The following is a 16,710-nucleotide window of genomic DNA, read 5'->3' on the forward strand; positions in this document are numbered from 1 at the left end:
GGACGGCGGCGGCCCCGATCTGCCGCCGCGCTTCACGCGGGCTCCGGATTGAGTTCGGCTCCCGTCTGCAGATAGATCAGCGCCGTCGGCGTGGAAACCTCCCAGGGTTCGTCGACGGCGACCTCGTCGCCCGGGCGGTCGAGGGCGTCGCCGATCAGGTCCTCGATCGGTGGGTACGGATTCCTGCCATCCCGCCAGGGACGTGGGGTCAGCGCCGGGATCTGCGAGGTTTCCAGGTACGTCCCGACCGCGTGCTCGTATCCGGCGCGGACCGGCACCGTCACCCGGGCGGCTCCGGCCTGCAGGAACGCCTCATGGACCGGATCGGAGCTGGTCCGGGTCCGTAGCGTCGTCCACCTTTCCCGGCCGGCCCACTGGTACGGGTAGAACAGGTAGACCATGTTCTCCCATTCGAAGAGATCCTCGCCGAACTGGATCTGGTCCGCCTCCGCGGTGATCTCGAGGCGGTTGATGCGGGGGGCGTCGTCGGCCGGGAAGGTCAGACTGCCGAACTGGTCGAACTCGTGGCCGAAGAGCACGCTCTGGCAGGCCCGCTTCAGTTCCAGCTGTTCGACCCGCCGGTTGATCTCGGAGGGCTGCTCCGAGCGGTACGCCGCGCGGGCCAGCCGGAGGCGTTGGTCGTTCTCGTAGGCCGCCAGCTGCGCCAGGTAGCTGGCCCGGATCGTCTCGTACGCGCGCAGCCGCCAGGCCTCGTAGGCGGCGTCGGTGCGTTCGCAGCGCACCCGCACCACGACCGTGAGGCCGCCGCGCTGGTCGGCGCTGATCCCGACGGGCAGCGGCCCGGGGAGCACCTGGTCGAGGCGTACGAGGCTCTCGCCGTCGGTGGTGTCGTTGTCGGTGACGCGGTTCTCCCCGATCGCGATCTGCACGGCCTGCGGCGGACTGCCCTCCTCAGCCGTGTACTCACCGTCCTCCAGCCCCCACGTGGTTGTCACGTACGCCTCGGTCGCCTGGTAGCCGGTCGGCACCATGACCTCACCGACGTACGAGCTGTAGCCCCATTCGGGCTGGGACTTGTCGGTGGAGTTCTGTGCGTAGTCGAACGGCCGCGCCGGCGGGTCGGCGAACGTGAGGGTGGCTGACACCTCCTCCTCGGGTGGTGGTTCGACGCCGACCACGTCCCAGCGCGCGGCCTTGTCGGCGTAGTTCTCCTCGTTGAGGTCGGCGACGTCGAGGAACCAGCCGGCCGGCTTGGCGACCGCGCCCTCGTCGGTGGTCTGCTGCGCCAGGTGGACCAGCACGGCGGCCGGCTCCGGCAGGATGAACTGGAGCAGCAGCCGTTCGCCGTAGTTGTAGACCTGCGCCTGGTCGACCTTGGTGAGCCAGCGGTAGACGCCGGTGATGTTCGCCGACCCGCCGGCGTTGTCGAACCGGTGATCGTTGGTCTCGGTCACCCGGGTCGTGCTGGTGATGCTGCGGCGCTCGGACACCTCGCTGCGCAGCAGCTCGGAAGCCCGCTCGGTGAGCGTCTTGGAGTACGAAACGGCCGAACTCATGCTGCTCGCGGTGGTTGTGGACCGGTCGGCGTTGATGTCGACGCCGGCCTGGACCGGGCCGAAGCCGCCGGAGACGCTGACACCCAGCGACATCGAGGTGCTCTGGGTGGCCGCGGTGGTGAGCGCGCGGTCGAGGCTGTTCTGCTCGGTGGTCTCCAACTCCTGGGTGGTCTCGGCGATCGACTGGGTCGACGTGGTGACCGACTCCCGGGTGCTGGTGTCGACCACGTGGGTGCGACCGCGTACCTCGCTGGCCAACACGTTCTCCAGATGCGAGATGTCGCCGACGTCGTAGCGCAGGTGCACGGTGCGGATGACCATGAGGTCGCCGCGGCCGGCGACCCGCGCCTGCGCGCTCAGCACGGGTACGCGGGGCGGGATGTATTCGACGTCGTCGTCGATGTCGACGGGTCCGCCCTCGACCAGCCGCCCCGTCGGGTTGGCCCGCCGGTCCGCCCGCCGGCGGGCAGCCTCGCGTTCGCTGTCGAAGAGCTTGCGGAGGGTGCGGAGTTTGGCGGTGGCCGGCACGCCGAGTTCGGCGGACGCGCGGGACGTCGCCTCGATGGCCGGGCCGAGGTCGGCGAAGCCGGCCGCCTGGACGTCGGCGAGGGTCGGATCCGGGCTACCGGTGACGCGTGCCCGGTCGAGCAGACGCCCCGCGTGGATGACCAGGTCGGCGAACTGCTTGGCAGTTCCGACGTCGGAGTCGGCCTGCGCGGCCGGCTTCGGTGCGGGCGGAAGGTCCAGGTCGCGGGCGCTGATCAACCGGCGGACCAGGCAGGCGTCCTCGGCGGCGCTCCGGGCGAGGCGGATCAGCGTGATGCCGCGCAGCAGGCGCACGAGAACGGCCGACGCGGCACCGCGCGGCCGGCCCAGGAACCGACCCAGAGCCGTCATGTCGACGCTCCACCGGGTGAGAGCGGCTACGGCGCCGCCGAGCTGTTCCCCGGACATCTGCCGCTCGGCCGCCCACTCACCGATGACGCGGCGCAGCTTGCCGACGGTGAGGCGCGAGTCGACGGCGGCGCGCCGCACCAGCGCCAGTGCCAACCGCCCGAGGTCCTCGAGACGGTCGTCCCGCTCCTTGCGGCGGGCGGCGTACAGTGCCTGGGCCTGCTCAATGTCGCGGTTGGCCAGCGCGTTCCTGACCGGCGGCGACCAGTCGTCGCGGAAGTCGAGGACCGGTCCGACGGTCTCCGGTCCGGTGGTGCAACTGCCGTCCTCGGTGTCCGCGGGGTCGCCCACGCGGCGCAGCTGCACGAAACGGAGCGTGGCCTCTGGTGTTGCCGGCATGGCCGATCCTCCAGTCAGAGTTGAGGCAGGTGCAGCGCGGTCGGCATGCCGTAGCCGTCGACCTGGCTGTTGAGCCGTTGCGCGAGCCGGTTCCAGGCCGCCGCCGCCTCGGGTGTCGAGGCCAGCGCCGCCTGCCATTCGTCGTCCTGAAGGGCCGCCATGAGGTCGGCCAGGGTCCGCTGGTCGAACGCGATGACCGGTTCGGTGGCCCGGGCGATGTCGGTCAGGGGAAACGGCTCCATGGTCGCGCCGGAAGGGACGATGAAGTCCTGTGCGCGCGCCGCATGGTCGTAGGCTGCTTCTTCCGCCACGGTCGGGACCACCCGGTTGCCCCAGCGGTCGAGCCGCGTGGTGCCGCCCATCATGCGCCCGGCGTAGACGTCGGTCAGTGCGTGGTCCCGTGGGGAGAGCAGTTGCAGGTTGCCCGGCTCGCACGCCCCGGTCAGCATGGACAGCCGGCTGATCCAGAAACCCTCGTCGAGCTTCTTGCGCAACGTCCGGACCCAACGCTGCATCTCCCTGTCGAACCGTTGGGGCCGCGAGTGCTCCCACTCGTAGACGCGGATGGACACGTTCCGCGCCGACGGAAGCCGCATGGCGGTTTCGAACAGCTCGTCTCGGGACAGTCGGTAGTACGGATCCCGGCCGTAGCGGCTGCGCAGGTCCAGTGGGTCTCCGCGCGGGCGGGTCGTGTTACGGCCGTGGTGGTCCCACAACCGCTGGAGCTCGGCGTTGTCGACGGTCAGGATCCGCTCGTCCTCCAGCCGGGCCGAGAGCTCCCACCGTGCCTGCTCGGCGGTCCGGGCGCTGGGCGGCCCCGTCTTGAACGAGAAGCGGTAGATCGGCGCGTCCCCGGTAGAGATCATGTGGGCGATCTGCACCTCGGACATCAGCAGATCGGGGTCGTAGTCCCAGGCGTGCACCTCGTCGTAGCTCCGGACGTTCAGCTCCCGGAACAGGTCCGGACCCCGCGCGGTCAGTGGGATCTCCCGGTCCCAGACCCGCGACGCCAGCACCATGCCGATCGAGCGGTGGCCGCGGCTGGTGACCACGCCTCCGTACGCCGGGTAATGCAGGTCCGGGCCGACCGGAGCGTTCATCGGCGTGACGTTCAGGTCGTCGGGCACCTCGACGTGAAAACCCTCGTGGTATCGGTATGAGCCGTAGGACACGCCGCCGTCGAAGGGTGTCGGGACCGTCCTGAAGCTGCCGTAGGCGCGCCGCAGCGCGTCGACGTAGCGTGCGGGATCCGATGTGCGCAGCAGCGTCGCGGACGCCTCGCCGAGCAGCGCGTCGACGACACCGTGCAGGAGCGAGCCATGGCCTCCGCTGGCCAGGAACCCCTCCATCGTCAGGGTCGGGACGTCCCGGCGCGCTGTCTCGAAGGCGTGCTGCAGGAAGCCGGACCGGAAGCAGACGCCCGACGGGTCGATGAGCTGTCCGGCGTCGCGCAGGAAGGCGGGCGCCGCGATGTCCTGCCGCAGGAGCGACCGGGCCTGTGGGGTCATGCGCTGGAGCTGGCCCAGCAGCGCGAGCCGCTCCGGTACGGACAGGCCGGCGCGGGCCGGCGGGCGCGTCATCGCCGGCCTTCCTCGACGCGTTCGATCAACGAACGGGCCAGCGCCGCGTCACCGGGCACCGTGGCCTCCGCCGCCTCCCGTAGGCGCCGCGCGGGATCGTCGCCGAGGGTGGTGACCCGCCGGCCCGAGGCGAGCAACGAGCCGACCACCCGTTCGGCGACCTCGGGAAGCAGCACACCGCCGAGGGTGATCGCGGCCTCGAGGCCTCCCATCGGCTCGCCGTACAGGTCCTTCCCGGTCAGCACGTACGACGCCACGCTGCCCAGGTCGCGCAGGTCGTACCCGACCTGGAGGGGTGGGAACGGGACGAACTCGCCGAGCGTGACGACGATGTGGAGGATCTCCTCGATCGTCGCCGGCCGTGCCTCCAGCGGGGCCCCGGTGTCGACCTCGCCGTCGGCGATCATCAGCGGCACGTCGTCGAAGTGGGGGACGACCTTCTCGCGGTACTGGACGATGCCGGCGATGTCAGACTCACCGGCCGCGCCGAGGGGCAGGTCCAGGACGACCCGCACGTTCTCGGTGCGGACAACGGTCAACCGGAAGCACGGTGCGAAGGTCGCGGTGTCGTCGGGCGGTTCGGCCGACGCCTCGCCGTCCGCATCCAGATAGTCGAGTCGATAGGCGAAGCGGTCCTTCCCGCTCGCCGGATCGAGGCGGATGTGGATCGGCACCGGCGCGGTCTCCGGCAGCCCGCCGAGCCACTGGACGTAGGTGTCGAGGAGGCTCATCACCATCGCGAACACGGCGTCGTCGACGACCTTCGCCGCCTCGACCAGCCAGGTCGGCTGCCAGCTCCACGGCGTCCCCCGAGGCGGCCGGCGCAGGTCCGGCTTCATCAGCACCAGGTCCACGCCGTCCGCGCAGGTCTCCTGCACCGCCACGGGTTGCGGCTCGCCGAGGGCACGGCTCATGGCCACGGCGTTCGCGACGATGTCCGGCTCCGCCATCGGTACGGGACGCAGCGGCGCGCCGAGCGGCGGCAGCGTCATCGGATGACGATGCCGCTCGAACTCGACGTGGAGCGTCTGATCGCAGGTGATGGTGCCTTCGCCCGCTCGGTGGGCCGCCCGGACGACGCTCAGGGCGGTGGCGCCCAACAACGGCCGCTGCTCGAACGTGACGCCGGGTGCCGCGGCGACCCGCAGCGACATCGCACTCCAGTGGAAGATCGCCGACGGGTCCGTCGCCAGGTCGGTGCCCGGCGCATCGGTGATGCCGAAGCCGCGCGCGGGCGCGAAGGCATAGCCGAAGGCGAGCGGCTCGTACTCGATCGGGTCGCGGCCCGGCGCGAGCGTCACGGTTTCCACCGCATCCCGGATCCTGTGCTCGACGGTCAGGTCGAAGGCGAGCGGGCGCGCGGCCGCGAAGTCCAGCACGGTCGCGGCGGAGGCGCCGAGCGGCCGGCCCAGCGAGGCGGCGGTCGCCACCTCGTAGTACCAGCCGGGCAGGTAGACGATGGAGAGGTTCTCGGGGCCGAGGTACCGCACGTGCAGCACGTTGCTCATGGCATCGATGCAGACGAACACCGGACTGACCGGCGACCCGCGGCAGAGTTCCACCCAGCGCCCGCCGACGTGGTCCGGAGCGTCCACCGCCAGCCAGACATCCGCCAGCAGGCCACTCAGATGCCGCACCGCCTCACCGGCGGCCGCGAGGTTGGCGGTGTCTCCCATGCCGGGAGGTTAGCCGCGATGCGCCGCCAGCACTGTCACCCAGGTGCCAGTGCGGACCTGATCCACTTCCCGCACGTGCCCACGCCCGTCAGCTTCGGCTGCGATCCCGCCAACTCTCCAGCTCAGCGGGCCTTCTTCGTCGGCCGCTTGCGGGGCGGCGTCAACAGGTCGGCGATCGCCGCGATCGCGGACGGCACCAGGCGGTAGTACGCCCAGACGCCGCGCTTCTCGCGCTCGAGCAGGCCGGCCTCGGTGAGGATCCTGAGGTGATGACTCACGGTCGGCTGGGAGAGGCCAAGCGGCGCGGTGAGGTCACTCACGGACGCCTCGCCCTCCGGAGCGGACTGGATCAAACTGAGCAGTCGCAGCCGGGCCGGATCGGCGAATGCCTTCAGCACTCCCGCCAACCGCTCGGCATCGACACGTTTGATCGGCTCGCCAGCAAGTGGCGAGATAACAGGCATAGCGGTAGTTTTCGCAGCTCCCACGCCTCCCATCGTTCCACCAACACCATCGATAGGCCGGTGGAACCGGGACAGTCCCCCGATGGCGATCGTGAACCGGTCGCCAGGGACCTCGTACGCCTGATGCGGACAGCGCCCGGGTCGACGACCGGGTCATGGTCCTTCAAGGTGCGGTGCCGTTGTCGTATGCGGTCTGGTGGCGGCGGATCTCGGCGTGGTGGTCGGCGGACCAGGCCGCCAGGGCCAGGACGGTGGACAGCAGTGAGGTGCCGAGGTCGGTGAGGGCGTACTCGACGCGGGGCGGGACCTCCGGGTAGGAGGTCCGGTTGACGAGCCCGGTGCGCTGCAGGTGCTTCAGGGTCAGGGTGAGCATGCGCTGGGAGATGCCGGGGATCGCGTCCGCCAGATGTGAGTAGCGGGTGGGGCCGTCGGCGAGGGTGCCGATGATCAGCACGCTCCATTTGTCGCCGACGAGGTCCAGGACCTCACGGATGAAGTCGGCGTCCTCATTCTTCCAGTGCGCGCAAGGTCCCGGCGCGTTCCGGACGTTCGCCCGGACGTTGGTCCGTCTCCGTCGAAGATCGTCTGCGCTCATCGCCGCCGCCCTGTCCGTCACCTGGTCGCTACGCACATGAATGTGCCTTTTGTGGCTCTCCGATTCTAATGCATCATGGTGCTACGAACAGGAAGTGAGAATTGAGAGGAGCAAGCTGTGAAGATCGAGTTCTGGTCGGACATCGTCTGCCCGTACTGCGGACTGATGGACCACCGGTTGCACCTGGCACTGGACCGGTTCGAGCACGGCGACCAGGTGCAGGTGATCCACCGGTCCTTCCAGCTCCACCCTGACCTGCCCCGCGAGGGCGTCAGCCAGGTGCAGCTGATCGAGATGGCCGGGGCCCCCGCGACGACCGTGGACCGGGTCCTGCGCCCGATCGAGCGAGCCGCTGAGGCGGAGGGCCTAACGCCCTACCGAGCGGTCGACCGCACGCTCGGCCCGACCGACCTCGCCCACGAACTGCTCGCGTACGCCGCGGACCAGGGCCGCGGCAACGAGATCTGGACGGCGATGTTCCGCGCCCACTTCGGGCAGGCTCGCAAGCTGTGGACGGCCGCGGAGGTCCTCGACTTCGCCGGTGAGGTGGGCCTGGACCGCGCCGGGGCCGCCGAGGCACTGCGGAGCCGCCGCTATCGGACCCGCGTGGCGGCCGACCAGCGCGAGGCGGAGCGCTTCGGCGCCCGAGGCGCGCCGTTTCTCGTGTTCGACGGCCGCTTCGCCGTCCCCGGGGCCATCGGCACCGATGACCTGCTGGGGGTGATCAGCAAGGCGTGGGCCGAAGGCCACCCCACCCTGCGGCCGCTGCCGGTCGTCACCGACGCCGAGGGTGTGTGCGCCCCGGACGGCTGCGCGGTGCCCGACCGCACCATCTGACGCCGTCCCGCTCCCGCCCGGCCCCGGGGCCACGGAGCGGCCGATTCACCGTGTCACTACGGCAGGAGCGCCCGTGCCGTCGTGTACGCCGTCATCTGCGATGCGATCGAGCCAGCTCGGAACGCGGTCTGGCGATCGTGCAATGGCCTCACGGCCGGGTGGGTGTGACCTGCCGCGCAGTCGCGGGGCTGGTGGGGGAAGGGGCGGTGGTCCGCGCTGGCACGGCGGCGCGGCCCCACCGCGCGTCTACAGCGAGCAGCGTGAGGGCGGCCAGCGTCAGCAGCCCGCCGACGAGAGCCAGCGGGCGTGCCCCCGAGGTGGTCAGGAGGGCACCGCCGAGCAGGGATCCGCCGGCAATGCCGGCGTTGAAGGCGGTGCTGACGCCGGCCGACGCGATGTCGGTGCTGCCTGGGGCCAGTTGCAGCATCCGGTTCTGCACGGCGGAACCGAACGCCGCGTAGGCGAGGCCGATCCCGGCGAGGAGTGCGACCGCGCCGGGCCGGAGCGTGCCGAGCGCGTACAGGCCGACCAGCGAGGCCGTGCCGATGCCCAGCGGCGTCAGCAGGGAAGCGATCGGCCGAGTGTCCAGGGTCCGGGCTGCGGCCAGGGTGCCGACGACGCCGGCGGCGCCGGCGGCGAACAGCAGCGGCGCCAGCAGCGCGTCGGCGAAGCCGCTGACGTCGAGCAGGAACGGTGTGACGTAGGTCTGCAGGGTCATGAAGCCGCCGATGCCGAGGGCGGTCGCGATCAGCAACAGGGCGAAGCGCCGCCCGTCCGGTGCGGTGCCCCGGGCGGCGCCGCCAGCGGCCGGGGGATAGGAGGGAAGGAGGACGAGCACCGTGGCGGCGATCGCCAGACCGACCCCGGCCAGCACCGCGAACGCCACGCGCCAACCGGCCTGCTGCCCGAGCCAGGTGCCGAGGGGTACGCCGAGCACCGGGGCGAGCGTCGCCCCGGTCGCGAACAGCGCTACCACCCGGCCGCGCACCGCGACCGGGAAGGGCCCGGTCACGGTCGCCGTGGCGATGGACCAGAACAGCGCCTGGGCGAGGGCGGTCACGAGGCGGGAGCCGGCCAGCACGGCGTACGTCGGCGCGAGCGCGGCGGTGGCGTTCGCGGCGGCGAACAGGAGCATCGTGCCCCCGAGCAGTTGACGCCGGGGTATCCGCTGGGTCAGCCGGGCCAGCGGCAGGGACGCCAGCACGACCACGATGGCGTACCCGCTGACCAGCATGCCCACCTGCGAGCGGGATCGATCGAGATCGGGTGCGATGTGGGTCAGCAGACCGACGGGCAGCAGTTCGGTCGTGATGAACGCGAACGCGGCGAGGGAGAGCGCGACGAGCACGGCCCTGGCCCTTCGCGGCGACACCTCCGGCGCCATGGCCCACCCCCTTTTTCGTGATCACCGTAATCGAGGGGCCCGACCCCCGCTCCGCTCGCCGGCCTCAACGGACCCTCGACCAGGTCCCGGGGCAGGCGGTGGGTGTCCTGCAACCAGCGGTCGTCGGCATCGGTGAGTGGCCCCCGGGAGGGGCGGCCTCGATCACCGGCCGTCCCCGCCGCAGCAGAGCGCGGAAGCGGCGCTCCTCGTCGCCGAGCACCGCCCGCGGTCGCCGTCACGGGCGGCGCGGCCGTGCCGTCATCTGGGACGCAGATCCCCGCGGGGGGATCTCCGACGCGGGTGCCCGCCCCTGACGAGGGCTTCTCGTTTCCGCAGGTCAGATAGGGTGCGTCGTCGTCCTGTTTCACAGCGAGTGCTCAACGACTCCGAACGGACGTCAACCGCTGTCAATAGCGACTGGTGGGGGAGTGTGAGCAGGTCAGCGTCGGTGGGGCCGGCTGAGACTCGCGTTGGGAGCAGATCGGGTGCGGACCAGCGAAGTGGTCGCCTTCCGAAGAGCTCAACCGAGAGTGTCGCGGCCATACCACTGAGCAGCAGCGATACGCACTCCGGAGCGGCTGACCTCCCAGTGACGTCCGAAGTGGTCAGCTCTCGCTACTGCCAAGACGGCTAGCAGACCTCTTCGTCGGACCCCAGGAGGCAGCATGGTGCTCGCCTGGGGGTCTCCAGTGGGGGACCGGCGTGACCAACCTCGAACCCGAGGGCTTCGCCATCGCGGTGGGGGTCCTTTTCGGGCTCACCCCACCGCGGTCCCCCGTGGCGGCCTCAGCAGCCGGGCATGCGCGTCACGCTGATGTAGACCTTGCTGACCACGGCGTTCTGGCCGGGTGTGCCGGTGACCCACAGCGACTGGTTGTCGCAGAACAGTGTCTTCCGGCTTCCGACCTGGAACCAGCCGGACCAGTTGTTCGACTCGAAGAGGTCGCCGCTCCTGTTGACGGTGAAGGTGCCGGCGCACACGGACAACCAGGACATGGCGTTGTTCGGCCAGTTGGCGTAGAGGCCGACAATCTGGCCGTTCTGGCAGTTGTCTGGGGCTGCCTGCGCCGGGGTCGCGGTGGCCAGCGACGCCGACAGGCCCAGCACGGCGGCCGCGACGCCGGCGGCCACCCGTTGCCGTGCGGTCGTTCGAAGGGTTCGCGGTCTCGTTCGCATGTGACGCTCCTGTCCGTCTGGAGTGACCGGCGGCGCCGATCAGGGACAGATCGTGCGTGACGGATGTTGGAATTCTGTTGGATCGTTCTGCTTGAGCCCGGTGAGGATGCTTGAGCCGGTTGAAGCAGCGTTCGACGAGGTGAATGGGCGCCTCCAGGCGTCCGAATGATCGGCGGCCCAGATCGTCCTCAGTGACGACGCTCGCCGGGCGCCGGGGTCAGGAGGGAGTCGCCCGGGCCGTGACTGCCCGCCGGGTACTCCTGCAACGGCACTGCTCCCGCCCGCCATACCTTGAGCACCGGCTCCACGATGCGCCAGGAGTCCTCGACGGTGTCGCCCCGCACCGACAGCGCCGGGTCGCCCTCGAAGGCCCCGCGCAGCACCTCACCGTACGGCGGCAGCTCCCCCGGCCCGAAGTCGGCCGCCAGGTTCACCTGATCGAGCTCCAGCGGGTTGCCCGGACCGTTGATGTTGACGTCAAGGCTCAGCCGGTCCGGCCCGAAGCCGATCCGCAGCCGATCCGGCTGCTCGTAGCCGGTCAGCCCGGTGGGTACCCGGGGCGGCTGTTTGAAGGCGACGACGGCTTCCTCGCGCCTGCCGGCCAGGGCCTTGCCGGACCGCAGCCGGAACGGCACGCCCGCCCAGCGCCAGGTGTCCACGGCCAGCACCACCTCGGCGAGCGTCTCGGTCCCCCGGTTCGGGTCGATGCCCGGCTCGTCGGCGTACGCGGGCAGCCGCCGCCCGGCCGCCTCCCCGGCCGTGTACCGGGCCCGCCTGCTCCATCGCACCGGGTCGCCGTCCCATACCCGCGTGGCCCGCAGCACCTGTGCCTTGCGGCCGCGCAGGTCCCGGGCATCCAGTGTGGGCGGGGCGTCCATCGCGATCAACGCGAGGACCTGCAGCAGGTGGCTCTGCACCATGTCGACGAGCGCGCCAGCGCCGTCGTAGTAGCCGGCGCGGCCCTCAAGGCCCAGGGTCTCGTCGAAGACGACGTCCACGCAGGCCACGTGCGCCGAGTTGAGCACCGGCTCGAAGATCCGGTTAGCGAAGCGCAGCCCGAGGATGTTCACGACCGTGGACTTGCCGAGGAAGTGGTCGATGCGGTGCACCTGGTCCTCCGGCACGAGCCGGGCCAGGATGCCGTTGAGGGACCGCGCCGAGACGGCGTCGGTGCCGAACGGCTTCTCCAACATCAGCCGGGTGCCGGGCGGCAGGCCGATGCGGGCGAGCGCGGCGGCGGCCCGGGCGGTGATCATCGGTGGCAGCGCGAAGAAGATCACCAGCTGGCCGCGACAGTCGGCCAGCAGCCGCCGCAGGTCCTCCTCGCGGGTGACGTCGGCCGAGACGTACCGACTGGTCCGGACGACCTCGGTCGCCCGGGGACCGTCGGCGCCGACCGTCGCGAAGGCGTCGGCCACGCGGCGGCGCCACCGCTCGTCGTCCCAGTCCGCAGTGCCGCTGCCGATCAGCGTGAGGCCGGGATGGGCGCCGGTGGTCACCAGTCGGCCGAGCCCGGGCAGCAGCAGGCGCGCGGCCAGGTCGCCGGTGCCGCCCAGCAGCAGCAACGTCTGGGAGACGCGGTCCCCGGCGGCGGGAAGGTCGGCCACGGGACCGGCGGCGCTCGGAGGCGATGTCGTCATGCAACCACCATGCCCTGCCGGTCGGGCAGGTTGGCGCCCCTTTAGGGGACGCGCCCCGATCGTTGCGCATCGAAGCCTGCTCCGGTCAGGCCGAGATCAGCGTCCAGGAGTGCCGGCGGCCGGCTCGCTCGCCGATCTTCATGGTGGCAGGCATCACCAGCACCAGCACCGCCGAGTGGCAGGCCCTGCGCAGGCATGTCGATGAGATCCGCGGCGTCCATCTGCGTGACCTGCTCGCCGCCGACCTGCGCCGGGGCGAGCGTTGGCCGAGTGGGTCGGGCTGACCGACCGGATCGCCGCGATGTTCTCCGGCGCGCACGTCAACGCCACCGAGCACCGGGCCGTGCTGCACACAGCGCTGCGGCTGCCCCGCGCCGCCGTGCTGACCGCGCTGTCGCCTGCGGACGTGGACGACCTGAACCTGCGTCTCGACGCCGAGGACCGCACCGACGTGTCGTGGCTGCGCGCCGCCGTGCCCGTCCGGGAGACGAAGGCAGGGTTCTGGCGTGGCTACTCGCGGACCCGGTCGACCCGGCCGCCGTCGAGGCGCACGTGGCCGCGCTGGTCGACACCGCCACCGACGTGCTCCGGTTCCTGGTCGCCCGTTCGGGCGGCGAGTCGCTGATCGACCGGCCCCCGCCGTCCCGGTGTCCCGGCCGCTGCGCCGGGTGCTGGCCGCCCTCAACCGGATCGGCGCGGTACATCTGGTGGAGGACATGCGCCGGCACCGCCAGGCGTGGATCGTCGCTGGCGAGTAGCTGCACCCGGGCGAGTACGCCCACCGGTGGCCCGCCGTCGCGCTGGCGTTCGCCGTGCTGCGCGACACCAAGTTCAACGTGCACCCCTCCGCCCCAGGGCGTCGGCGCATCACCACCTACTGCGGCGTGCCCAGCACTTCCGTTTTGACGCCGCGGCGGATCAGCAACAAGCTTGGTGGCCAAGCGGTGAAGAAGCCGATGATCAACCCGACCAGGATAATGAACCAAAACACCGGACTACTAGGCAGCAGGGTCTCGTGGAAAACACGAAAATGCATTACCGCCAGCCAACCTAATAGGGCGAGCTCGAAGACGGACACGGTCAGCAGGTCGGCTTTGAAAAATTTCCGCATTGCGGTCCACGCTCTTCGACCACCCGTATGAGCCTCAGTAGAGTAGCGAAATGCAACGCCTACGGCCACTGCGCCTACGTAGTCGCCGACGGCCTCGGGCCACAGTGTGCTGCCGGATATTTCGAGGCCAATGCCGTAGGTGATGGGCGTAGCAATGATGACACCCAGAGTGCAGTGCGTCGAACAATGTAAGGTTTCGATTACAGCATGTCGCGGCTGCCTGGGCGGGGTGCGGTGCCGGTCCCGCCACCGGGGAGACTGGGGTCTACCCCACTTTCTGTAGGCCAGGACGGCTGCTGGGCCAAGGTAGAGGGCGGCTGCCGGCCAGACTATCTCCATGACCTTGACCGGCTGACGATATCCAAGAACAAATTGATCAACAACGACAACGGCGGTGCTGGCCAACACCACAAAGAGCACGGCCCACGAAAGCATCACGAGCCACGTCGGTTGCACAATCATCTCCGTTCGCTCCGGGGCACTCGATGCAGTGTCGGTGGCGGCGGATGTGACGAATTCCGCCACCAGGTGAGGAAGGCGACCCAAGATGCCGTCTCAAACATGAGAGCACATCGGGCGGTGAGACATCCGGGCTCAGCGAAGTTGGCGGAGGCCGAGGGTTCGTCGAGTGGTGGCGCGGTTACTGGTCGATCGAGCACACGACCCACTGGATCCGCGACGTCACCGGCGACGAAGACCGATCCCAGCTACGCACCGGCACCGGACCCGAGTCATGGTCGCCCTCCGCAACGCCACCATCGGCGCGCAACGCCTGACCGACATCACCAACACCGCCAACGCAAACCGCCACCACGCCCGCGACAGCCACCGACCACTGGCCCCACTCGGCATCACCTGACGACTTTGCCGGGACCCTGCCCGCGGCGGCGACGCGGGCGGGATCAGCCGACACGACCGTCTCCCATCACCTGGGCATGCAGGTCGGCCAGCAGCCGTGCGACGGTACCGGCCGGGTGGATCACCAGCAGGTCGTGGGCGACCAGAGCGGCGAGCAGGAGCGGCTGCCCGGGCGGAATGGCGCACATCTGCCGCGTTGGCCGGCATGGCAGCTCCCCCCGGCTGCCCACCACATGCTGCGCGATCACCAGCATCCCGTCGTGCGGGTGGATGTCGACGCGGTGGCCCGGCGGCCAGCCAAGTGCGCCCAGCAGGCCGCTTTCGGTCACCCGGCCGGAACGGTCCGGACGCCGATTTGCGGCTGGTGTCCCTGGACGCCACGATGCTGGACGTGCCCGACAGTGAAGCCAACACGGCGGCGTTCATCCGCCCGCGTAACCGCAAAGGCGGCGGTGCGTTTCCCAAGGTCAGGCTGATGACGTTGGTCGAGACCGGCACCCATGCCGTGATCGACGCGGTGTTCGGGCCACAATCCGAGCAGGTCCTGGCCAGCCGGCTGCTGGCCGCGTTACGACCGGGCATGCTGCTGCTCGGCGACCGTAACTCTCCCTCCTGGCGGCTGTGGGCACGGGCCACCACGACCGGGGCGCACCTGCTCTGGCGGGTCAAGAACAGCATGCTGCTACTACCGCGTATCGGAACCTTCACCGACGGAGATCGGCGGGAACTCCAGGGCGTCGGCGTGTCCTGCGCCGAACGCCGGTTGAGGGGATAGGAAGGATTGCGTACCGTCTTCGCCGCCGACGGCACTGACGGGATCGAGACGCTCAACCCGTGGATCTCGTGAGCCCGACGCTTGCCGCATCCCGGCCTTCACCGAACTGGCCAAACGGATCACCCGCCAACGTGACGCCATCCACACGGCGCTGCTGTCAGGACTGTCCAATCCTGGTCGCGTCGGCGTACGGATTGCGTGCAGCGAGGACAGTAAACAGGGTGGCGACGATGGCAAGTCCGCCGTATCCGAGGGCGATCTGCGGTAGCGAGAAGGTGTTCGAGAGTTCCCCGGAGATGAGGCTGGGGAAGGCGGCACCGCTGTAGCAGAGGAGGTAGATCGCGCTGAAGATCGGCGCCCGGTCGGCCAGGGTGCTGTCGTGCAGCAGGCCGCGGGTGGCGGCGCTGATGGCGATGCCTTGACCGGCACCGGCGACGATGGTTGCGGCGATGAACAACGCCAGTGTGCCGATGGCGATCGATGTGATGATGCCGATCCATCCGACCAGGAAGATGATCATGCCGATGCGTTGGGCCGCCGCGGATGTGAACCGGCCGCCGAGGGGAGCGCCGAGAACGCTGGGGGCGATGTAGGCGGCGAACAACAGTCCGAGAATGAGCGGGCTGTGGGTGTGGAGCTGATCTTCGACCAGCGCGGGCACGAAGGCCTGGTAGAAAGCCCCGGTCGCCCAGGTGGCCAGGAACACCGCTGCCGCGACAGGGAGGAGATGCCTGACCCGGGCCGGTACGCGGACCCGGGGTAGCAGTGACCGCCAAGCGCCCGGCGTCGGCTTTGCGGTTTCCGGGCTGATGACGATGAGTGCGGCAGATAATACGAGGAGACCGGCGCAAACCAGGTAGATGAGGTCGCGTGGCCAGGGGCCGAACTGGACCAGGCCGCCGGAGGCGATGGCACCGAGGGTGAGGCCGAGCATGGGTCCCTGGCTGGAGGCGACGGCGGCCAACCATGCCGGCCTGGCGGGTGCGGCGTCGACGATGTAGGAGGTGAGGCTGCTGCTGGCCAATCCGGTACCGACGCCCATCAGTAGCCGACCGGCCAGCAGGGTGCCGATGTCGTGCACGTTCAGCAGCAGCAGACAACCCAGCAGGAGCAGGCCGAGGCTGGCGATCGCGGTGAGCCGTCGGCCCAGATGATTGGAGAGTCGCCCCAGCACCAACAGTGCGGCGATTGTGCCGACGGCGTTGGTGACAACTGCCATCGAGATGCCGGCGTTGGTGAGCCCGTCCTCGGCCCGGTAGATGTTGAACAGGGGGATCGGCGCGGCCGACGCGGCAAACGAGGCCACCAGGGAGACCACCGCGGATAAGAATGCCAGCCGGAGCGTTCTGCCCTGGCGAGCCTGGTTGATCAACGGCGCCATGTGTTGCATCGATGCGTGCCTTTCCCCTCGTCCTGAAACGCCCCGGAGTTTCTGGAGGCTTCGGGTGGGTGCGCACCAGACACTTGACGAGTCCGCTGAGGTATTCCCTACGAGTCGTTCGTTCCTGACCAGGTAGCTGACGCTGATCCACGAGGGCCCGGTTGCTCGCATTCGGGTCTTTATGGACGAACGCGGATGATTGTCTTTCCCTTGGTCCGCTCGGTCGGGTTGAGGCCCGCGACGGCGTCGTCGAGGGTCGCGACATCGCCGATGTCCGTCGGCAGCCGCCCATCCCGGACCCGCTCGACGACTCGAACCAGGTCCGAACGTCGGGCGGCTACGCCATGTCGTTCTCGAACGCGGTGAGCTCCTCGTCGTGGTCGCCTTCCGCAGGTACGCGCGGAGGGTAGGCGCCGACGCCGG

General features: G+C 70.0%; 16 protein-coding genes. 5 read left to right on the forward strand and 11 right to left on the reverse strand.

The window, feature by feature from the left end; all coding sequences use genetic code 11:
• Positions 1 to 32 precede the first annotated feature (32 nt).
• The 5 genes from KBX63_RS11225 to KBX63_RS11245 form a co-directional block, all read right to left on the reverse strand.
• Complete coding sequence (locus KBX63_RS11225) at positions 33 to 2,810, reverse strand: hypothetical protein (protein WP_210910922.1); 2,778 nt, start codon at positions 2,808 to 2,810, stop codon at positions 33 to 35.
• 14 nt (positions 2,811 to 2,824) lie between these two features.
• Positions 2,825 to 4,390 carry a hypothetical protein gene (locus tag KBX63_RS11230; protein ID WP_210910923.1) on the reverse strand — a complete coding sequence of 522 codons (1,566 nt, stop codon included), beginning with the start codon at positions 4,388 to 4,390 and terminating at the stop codon, positions 2,825 to 2,827.
• Positions 4,387 to 6,066, reverse strand: a complete 1,680-nt coding sequence (locus KBX63_RS11235) for a hypothetical protein (RefSeq protein ID WP_210910924.1) — start codon at positions 6,064 to 6,066, stop codon at positions 4,387 to 4,389. Before KBX63_RS11235 ends, KBX63_RS11230 begins: the two co-directional genes overlap by 4 nt.
• A gap of 122 nt (positions 6,067 to 6,188) precedes the next feature.
• Positions 6,189 to 6,530, reverse strand: coding sequence for a helix-turn-helix transcriptional regulator (locus tag KBX63_RS11240; protein WP_210910965.1), 342 nt, complete (start codon positions 6,528 to 6,530; stop codon positions 6,189 to 6,191).
• Positions 6,531 to 6,693: 163 nt separating this feature from the next.
• The gene (locus tag KBX63_RS11245; RefSeq protein ID WP_210910925.1) at positions 6,694 to 7,125 is read right to left on the reverse strand and encodes a helix-turn-helix domain-containing protein; all 432 of its coding nucleotides are present in this window, start codon (positions 7,123 to 7,125) and stop codon (positions 6,694 to 6,696) included.
• Between the two features lie 117 nt (positions 7,126 to 7,242).
• On the opposite strand from KBX63_RS11245, the gene KBX63_RS11250 reads away from it, so the two are divergent.
• Complete coding sequence (locus tag KBX63_RS11250; RefSeq protein WP_210910926.1) at positions 7,243 to 7,962, forward strand: DsbA family protein; 720 nt, start codon at positions 7,243 to 7,245, stop codon at positions 7,960 to 7,962.
• A gap of 148 nt (positions 7,963 to 8,110) precedes the next feature.
• Here KBX63_RS11250 and KBX63_RS11255 read toward each other — a convergent pair whose 3' ends face one another.
• The 3 genes from KBX63_RS11255 to KBX63_RS11265 all read right to left on the reverse strand — a co-directional run bounded on the left by KBX63_RS11255 (position 8,111) and on the right by KBX63_RS11265 (position 12,162).
• Positions 8,111 to 9,346: an MFS transporter gene (locus tag KBX63_RS11255; RefSeq protein ID WP_210910927.1), complete on the reverse strand. Its 1,236-nt coding sequence runs from the start codon at positions 9,344 to 9,346 to the stop codon at positions 8,111 to 8,113.
• A 786-nt stretch (positions 9,347 to 10,132) separates the two neighbouring features.
• Complete coding sequence (locus tag KBX63_RS11260; RefSeq protein ID WP_210910928.1) at positions 10,133 to 10,477, reverse strand: hypothetical protein; 345 nt, start codon at positions 10,475 to 10,477, stop codon at positions 10,133 to 10,135.
• Positions 10,478 to 10,710: 233 nt separating this feature from the next.
• Positions 10,711 to 12,162: a glucose-6-phosphate dehydrogenase gene (locus tag KBX63_RS11265; protein WP_210910929.1), complete on the reverse strand. Its 1,452-nt coding sequence runs from the start codon at positions 12,160 to 12,162 to the stop codon at positions 10,711 to 10,713.
• Between the two features lie 62 nt (positions 12,163 to 12,224).
• Here KBX63_RS11265 and KBX63_RS35150 point away from each other — a divergent pair, with 62 nt between their 5' ends.
• Positions 12,225 to 12,446, forward strand: a complete 222-nt coding sequence (locus tag KBX63_RS35150) for a hypothetical protein (RefSeq protein WP_247662064.1) — start codon at positions 12,225 to 12,227, stop codon at positions 12,444 to 12,446.
• Entirely contained in the window at positions 12,425 to 12,787 is a 363-nt protein-coding gene (locus tag KBX63_RS11270; RefSeq protein WP_247662065.1) for a hypothetical protein, read from the forward strand. Before KBX63_RS35150 ends, KBX63_RS11270 begins: the two co-directional genes overlap by 22 nt.
• Positions 12,788 to 13,036: 249 nt before the next feature.
• On the opposite strand, the gene KBX63_RS11275 is transcribed toward KBX63_RS11270, so the two are convergent.
• Complete coding sequence (locus tag KBX63_RS11275) at positions 13,037 to 13,798, reverse strand: DUF4396 domain-containing protein (RefSeq protein ID WP_210910930.1); 762 nt, start codon at positions 13,796 to 13,798, stop codon at positions 13,037 to 13,039.
• Between the two features lie 208 nt (positions 13,799 to 14,006).
• Between KBX63_RS11275 and KBX63_RS35965 the strand changes: the two genes are divergently transcribed.
• Positions 14,007 to 14,132, forward strand: a complete 126-nt coding sequence (locus KBX63_RS35965) for a hypothetical protein (RefSeq protein ID WP_256443014.1) — start codon at positions 14,007 to 14,009, stop codon at positions 14,130 to 14,132.
• 43 nt (positions 14,133 to 14,175) lie between these two features.
• On the opposite strand, the gene KBX63_RS11285 is transcribed toward KBX63_RS35965, so the two are convergent.
• Entirely contained in the window at positions 14,176 to 14,460 is a 285-nt protein-coding gene (locus tag KBX63_RS11285; protein WP_210910931.1) for a hypothetical protein, read from the reverse strand.
• A gap of 62 nt (positions 14,461 to 14,522) precedes the next feature.
• Here KBX63_RS11285 and KBX63_RS11290 point away from each other — a divergent pair, with 62 nt between their 5' ends.
• The gene (locus KBX63_RS11290) at positions 14,523 to 14,906 is read left to right on the forward strand and encodes a hypothetical protein (protein WP_210910932.1); all 384 of its coding nucleotides are present in this window, start codon (positions 14,523 to 14,525) and stop codon (positions 14,904 to 14,906) included.
• A gap of 157 nt (positions 14,907 to 15,063) precedes the next feature.
• Here KBX63_RS11290 and KBX63_RS11295 read toward each other — a convergent pair whose 3' ends face one another.
• Positions 15,064 to 16,296: an MFS transporter gene (locus KBX63_RS11295; protein WP_247662066.1), complete on the reverse strand. Its 1,233-nt coding sequence runs from the start codon at positions 16,294 to 16,296 to the stop codon at positions 15,064 to 15,066.
• Positions 16,297 to 16,710 lie beyond the last annotated feature (414 nt).

Source organism: Micromonospora sp. U21 (assembly GCF_018070045.1).
Lineage (GTDB): Bacteria > Actinomycetota > Actinomycetes > Mycobacteriales > Micromonosporaceae > Micromonospora.

Excerpts from the sequence above, each read along its gene's own strand:
- KBX63_RS11225 (WP_210910922.1), bottom strand. The coding sequence starts at position 2,810 with ATGCCGGCAACACCAGAGGCCACGCTCCGTTTCGTGCAGCTGCGCCGC.
- KBX63_RS11230 (WP_210910923.1), bottom strand. The coding sequence starts at position 4,390 with ATGACGCGCCCGCCGGCCCGCGCCGGCCTGTCCGTACCGGAGCGGCTC.
- KBX63_RS11235 (WP_210910924.1), bottom strand. The coding sequence starts at position 6,066 with ATGGGAGACACCGCCAACCTCGCGGCCGCCGGTGAGGCGGTGCGGCAT.
- KBX63_RS11240 (WP_210910965.1), bottom strand. The coding sequence starts at position 6,530 with ATGCCTGTTATCTCGCCACTTGCTGGCGAGCCGATCAAACGTGTCGAT.
- KBX63_RS11245 (WP_210910925.1), bottom strand. The coding sequence starts at position 7,125 with ATGAGCGCAGACGATCTTCGACGGAGACGGACCAACGTCCGGGCGAAC.
- KBX63_RS11255 (WP_210910927.1), bottom strand. The coding sequence starts at position 9,346 with ATGGCGCCGGAGGTGTCGCCGCGAAGGGCCAGGGCCGTGCTCGTCGCG.
- KBX63_RS11265 (WP_210910929.1), bottom strand. The coding sequence starts at position 12,162 with ATGACGACATCGCCTCCGAGCGCCGCCGGTCCCGTGGCCGACCTTCCC.
- KBX63_RS35965 (WP_256443014.1), top strand. The coding sequence starts at position 14,007 with ATGGTCGCCCTCCGCAACGCCACCATCGGCGCGCAACGCCTGACCGAC.
- KBX63_RS11295 (WP_247662066.1), bottom strand. The coding sequence starts at position 16,296 with ATGCAACACATGGCGCCGTTGATCAACCAGGCTCGCCAGGGCAGAACG.